The following is a 4,249-nucleotide window of genomic DNA, read 5'->3' on the forward strand; positions in this document are numbered from 1 at the left end:
GGCCAAGTTATTCGGCGGCAGCATCCGCTTCAAAACGGCCGATTTTCGTTCTGGTGAGTATCCCACGTCATTGTCCTATCCCGCCCACCTGAAAATTAGAGAAAAATAGAGCAGCGGACAACATCCCTGACAGAGGGGGATGTGCTGCGGTCGCAGAATTTACCTGAAGAGCAGATGCGAACCGCGGAATTATTGATGAAGGAAATCAACGACGCTTACGACTGGATAAAAAGGCAATAGCTAAAAACGGCCTGGGGCGATCTTATCCGTACGCAGGTTCCCGTTCGCCTGAAGAATTAGTTCAACCTCGTGACCAGATACTTGATTTCCCTCAATGTAAAAATCCATAACAGCATCTGCCTGATAATAGTTCGTCGATTCAGATCCGAACAAAAGGTCCTCGCCATACCAGATGGTACCGGTCGCATAGCGCATTTTATAGTCTCCCACTGGAACATCGACCTCAAAGTACTGCCCACCCTTGACCATAAAGGCTACCGCGTCCGCACCTGTTCGCGCGTCAACAAGCTTGATGAAATAGTTCGATCCGGAGCTTGTTCTCAGGGAAAAGGGCGCGATGCTCTCGCGGCCTGTCCGGTTCCAAACCACGCCGGGAGCAAACGGCTGGGGGTCCGGCATAGGTAGCGAAATTACCGGGGATTCGACGGGAGGCTCCCAGCGGTCGGTCCCGGCCGCGCGGGCTCCAGCTAGTGATGCTCTAGTAGACTTGGTGGCTTCTTCGTCCGGCACGAGAGTAAATCGACCGCCAGACGCTGTATCAGTTCGGTTCTCCACTCCGTTGCTAGCGGTATACGCCCAATTCAATACAACAATAAATATTGTAATCCCCGCGCTCCAAGCAATCAGCCACGCCAGACCATTATCACCAGATTTCGGGCGTTCCAGCGACGCTGGGGGGGGGGCTTTCGCCTTTGATGGTGTCGTTCGCGACTTCTGATTTGTGGAATAAATGGCCGAACCGCAGGAGCCACACTTGGCACCCGCTTCTTTCCCGACAGCGATTCTATTTTTCTGGCCGCATTCGAAACATAGATGCACTTTGAAATCGGTCATCGTCCCCACCAGGTCGCGTTTAACTCAATTGCCCGACGACACTTTGACAGCGATTTCTCTAGTGTCCAGCAGAGTGAGAAATGAGTGATTATACATGTGGAGATGCACGGTATGGCTTCTTCAGTTCCCGCATCTCACGCTTCAGGCTCCACATGCGGCCTGAAGCGCTGAATTTTGGGCATTAAGCTGTGGCGTGAGGGGGCGTGATCATTCTGATCGCTACCTCTATCTTCATTGCGATCCAGCTAGCACTGATCCTTTTCTTGCCCGCCGCGTTCATACCGCCTTACTATGAGTGCGTAGCGGCATGAGCGCCGCTACTTGGACTAACAAACCTGCTGGACCACCCCTGAGGGGCCGGCCATGAGCGCATTGCGGCTTCTCTGGCATCTGAGCGTGGGCCTGCCAGCGCGCGCAGCGATACTTGGAGTGGAACCTAAGCATGACGATAAAAATACTGAGTTTATTCGCATTTGCGATTCTGGGTTTTTCAGCCGCTGTAGCGCAGGAAGAAGCCGAGCTATCGCCGGAAATCGAGCGTGCTATCGGTATCATATATGAGGATGCACAAGTTTCGCGGCGCGAAGCCAGCGCAATATTCTCTTCTTGGCTCTATAAAAATCAGAGTAATTTGGAGATCGCCCTTCTAGCGTCAGCTTGCGCAGATTTAAAGTTCGTAAAGGCGGACTTAAAGGCGATGGAAGTTGGTTCGTCTGATGAAGAAATCGAGAGTTTACGCGCTGAGGCGATGGAAATGGGGAAAGCGGTTTCGGCTTACGAATCTGCATTACACAAAGCGGCACTAGAGTTGACGCCCCGCATGGAAATTCGGCAATCTATCATCGTTGCAGAGATGGCGGTTTCAAGACTCGATTCCTTCTCTGCTGGTTTCCGATATGGAACAGAATTGTATTCCGTAGAGAGAGGAAACGGGTTCTCAACCAATTGTTCAAAGTGAGCGCCCGTTTTTACTGATATTTTGGGCGTTCAATCATGTCGATGCTATAAAATTAGAAATGTTCAATTCACGGCCAGACAGATACCAACCAAATGGCAGGTCACTCAAAATTTGGTACCACGGCTTTTTTTCCGGAGATTTAGATATCCGGAACGACCACGAGCGCGCACTGGCCCGCGCGGAACGTATTATTCGGGGCGGGGCGAGTGGTCTTGCCTATAGTGGCCCCGGTGTAGCATGTTACGCGGGCTCCGGAAGTCCACGCTACTCTTGACCCGACGGGGACGATCACCGATGCCCGGCAGTTTGTAGATAAATCCAACAGAATTTGGACGCCGAGCGGAAGTCTAACCAAGGACCAGCTGGTCAACACGCGCCTCGAAAGCCTCCACGCTCTCTCCCTCTGTACGGCTTAGCTCGACCCCCGCATTCGGCCCGACAACTATGTGAGCCGTTTTTGGCCCCAAGTTCACCGGCCCATCAGGGCCTGGGGCAACAGTGCAGAACATGATGCAGGTCGGCATTTCGGGCGCCCCGTACTCGGACTTCTTTTCAAGCCTCTCAAGGCGCCGCTGGATGCCTTTCATACTGTCGCCGCCCGAAGGCCCAGCGCATCCAGCTGTGCCCGCATGTCCGGCTCAAGGCCGCCGATTCGCTCAAGCCCTGCTGCGAGCGTTAGGATCCGCGCATCCAATTCGGTATCGCACCATTCGTCAAGCTGTCCAGCGGGATGCACGGATTGCCGTTCGAGCTTAATAATGCGGCGCCTGAGAGTCATCCGAACATCAGCCTAGCAACGAACCAGACCGGCGTGGACGGACCAATAAAGCTTGCGGCTAAGCTTAGCCAAAAGGGTAATGGGGCCCTTGCATACCTAGGTAGCCTCCAATCACGCACTGGCTGGCCGTTCTCTCAATGCGTTTACCTTCGCAACGAGTTGTTCGAGGTCCCTTGCAGACAGGGTATGACCAGCATTTTGTGGGCTCGCCCTGCCCTTGCGACGTAACCTTACGAGACGCTCTTCATGCGGCAACGCACCCTGGGGCGCCTTCTTCTCCAATGCCACAAGGCGGCGCGCCATGTTGCTCATGTCCGTTTCTCACTTGGCGACTGCAGCGCTCTCGCAATCGCAAGGGCCGCGTCGGCCGTGGGCCCGTTAGGCTCATGTATGCCGCAGTGGAGGACAAATGCGAGCTTGCGAGCAAGTGAGCGCGTGTCCAGCGAGGCACTGTCCTGCAAGATCGGGAGCCCCGCCACTCTCTCCAATCGCTGAACCCTGCCCTTCATGCTCATGCCTGCTTCTCCTCCAGCGCTTTGAGACGAGTCTCAAGCTCGGTTGTCTCCAGGGCCTTGCGATAGCCTTCGACAAGCCCGGCAAGGCCGCTCGCTTCTGATGGCGTGAGGTCGCCGCTCGCAACGCTGGCAAGGATTGCCCCCATAGCGGAGGCGGCGCTCTGAGCGCCTTCCATAGGCGGCAGGTCAAAGCGCACGGGCGAATCCTTGCGAGGCGGTGCGATGCGCTCCAGGCAAAGGCGCAGCGCCGTCACGTCACCGGCTAAGGCCAATTCTACGGCTTTGCGGGTCAGGGCCTCGCCTTCACCATCAAGTAGCGCCTGTACGGCCAGCGTGGTCTTGTGGCGCGTACCGGGCTTCTTACCTCGGTTTCCCTTGGCGAAGGTGCCATCCGTATTGCGTCCGTTTTTACGGTCTGTCTTTCGCATGTTGGCTCACGTATTAATATCGACATGATACTTATACTGCTCCGGTCCACCACAATAAAGAAGCAAAATCGAGCCTCAATTAGTGCGTAGATGCACATGCGTCGCGAGCCGAACTAAATCAAATGCAGGACCTCGTTCACCCGGTCACGTCAGAATTAGCGATCCGGCTTTTCAAACTGGCGTCGGTCGTTTATCGATTGTGTTCTAGCTCGATTGAGCTGTTTCAAATGTGGGGGTCCGATGCGCACTTTATTCACAGCGTTAGTTGCGCTCTGTTATGTGGGGTCGCCAGCGCAGGCTCAGGAATTTACGCCAGTGTATGTCGCCACAGAGGACGACGACGACAACGCGCGCGCCTGTGAGGTCAGCAACGTCTCGATTGTTGCGGTGGTAGAGTCTGAATTGAGGTATAATAGAATCCCGGTTGGAACACGCGCGCAGGCAATCGCGGATGAAGCCCTTACGCTGCGCGTCAACACAACTGCTGTGTTTAACC

At 54.9% G+C, this 4,249-nt stretch carries 8 protein-coding genes; 2 read left to right on the forward strand and 6 right to left on the reverse strand.

Going from position 1 to position 4,249, the window contains the following annotated elements; translation table 11 throughout:
* Positions 1 to 240 precede the first annotated feature (240 nt).
* Positions 241 to 1,074, reverse strand: coding sequence for a hypothetical protein (locus tag ACESNI_RS18400; RefSeq protein WP_373089743.1), 834 nt, complete (start codon positions 1,072 to 1,074; stop codon positions 241 to 243).
* 442 nt (positions 1,075 to 1,516) lie between these two features.
* Here ACESNI_RS18400 and ACESNI_RS18405 point away from each other — a divergent pair, with 442 nt between their 5' ends.
* Entirely contained in the window at positions 1,517 to 2,032 is a 516-nt protein-coding gene (locus ACESNI_RS18405; protein WP_373089745.1) for a hypothetical protein, read from the forward strand.
* A 347-nt stretch (positions 2,033 to 2,379) separates the two neighbouring features.
* Here the strand turns inward: ACESNI_RS18405 and ACESNI_RS18410 are convergent, their stop codons facing one another.
* The 5 genes from ACESNI_RS18410 to ACESNI_RS18430 all read right to left on the reverse strand — a co-directional run bounded on the left by ACESNI_RS18410 (position 2,380) and on the right by ACESNI_RS18430 (position 3,753).
* Positions 2,380 to 2,619 (reverse strand): hypothetical protein, encoded by a 240-nt coding sequence (locus tag ACESNI_RS18410; protein ID WP_373089748.1) that lies wholly within the window; start codon positions 2,617 to 2,619, stop codon positions 2,380 to 2,382.
* A complete protein-coding gene (locus tag ACESNI_RS18415) occupies positions 2,616 to 2,810 on the reverse strand; it encodes a hypothetical protein (RefSeq protein ID WP_373089750.1) in 195 nt (64 codons plus the stop codon). The genes ACESNI_RS18410 and ACESNI_RS18415 overlap by 4 nt, the downstream gene beginning before the upstream one ends.
* Before the next feature lie 111 nt (positions 2,811 to 2,921).
* Positions 2,922 to 3,122 carry a hypothetical protein gene (locus ACESNI_RS18420; RefSeq protein WP_373089752.1) on the reverse strand — a complete coding sequence of 67 codons (201 nt, stop codon included), beginning with the start codon at positions 3,120 to 3,122 and terminating at the stop codon, positions 2,922 to 2,924.
* A complete protein-coding gene (locus tag ACESNI_RS18425; protein WP_373089755.1) occupies positions 3,119 to 3,325 on the reverse strand; it encodes a hypothetical protein in 207 nt (68 codons plus the stop codon). The genes ACESNI_RS18420 and ACESNI_RS18425 overlap by 4 nt, the downstream gene beginning before the upstream one ends.
* Complete coding sequence (locus ACESNI_RS18430; RefSeq protein WP_373089757.1) at positions 3,322 to 3,753, reverse strand: hypothetical protein; 432 nt, start codon at positions 3,751 to 3,753, stop codon at positions 3,322 to 3,324. Before ACESNI_RS18430 ends, ACESNI_RS18425 begins: the two co-directional genes overlap by 4 nt.
* 240 nt (positions 3,754 to 3,993) lie before the next feature.
* Between ACESNI_RS18430 and ACESNI_RS18435 the strand changes: the two genes are divergently transcribed.
* Positions 3,994 to 4,249 (forward strand): hypothetical protein (locus ACESNI_RS18435; RefSeq protein WP_373089759.1); only part of this gene is annotated, 256 nt, incomplete at its 3' end.

The sequence above is a fragment of the Sneathiella sp. genome, from assembly GCF_041689005.1.
GTDB lineage: Bacteria > Pseudomonadota > Alphaproteobacteria > Sneathiellales > Sneathiellaceae > Sneathiella.

Bases quoted from the DNA above. Each gene is read 5' to 3' on its own strand.
- ACESNI_RS18400 (WP_373089743.1), bottom strand. From the start codon at position 1,074: ATGACCGATTTCAAAGTGCATCTATGTTTCGAATGCGGCCAGAAAAAT.
- ACESNI_RS18405 (WP_373089745.1), top strand. From the start codon at position 1,517: ATGACGATAAAAATACTGAGTTTATTCGCATTTGCGATTCTGGGTTTT.
- ACESNI_RS18410 (WP_373089748.1), bottom strand. From the start codon at position 2,619: ATGAAAGGCATCCAGCGGCGCCTTGAGAGGCTTGAAAAGAAGTCCGAG.
- ACESNI_RS18415 (WP_373089750.1), bottom strand. From the start codon at position 2,810: ATGACTCTCAGGCGCCGCATTATTAAGCTCGAACGGCAATCCGTGCAT.
- ACESNI_RS18420 (WP_373089752.1), bottom strand. From the start codon at position 3,122: ATGAGCAACATGGCGCGCCGCCTTGTGGCATTGGAGAAGAAGGCGCCC.
- ACESNI_RS18425 (WP_373089755.1), bottom strand. From the start codon at position 3,325: ATGAGCATGAAGGGCAGGGTTCAGCGATTGGAGAGAGTGGCGGGGCTC.
- ACESNI_RS18430 (WP_373089757.1), bottom strand. From the start codon at position 3,753: ATGCGAAAGACAGACCGTAAAAACGGACGCAATACGGATGGCACCTTC.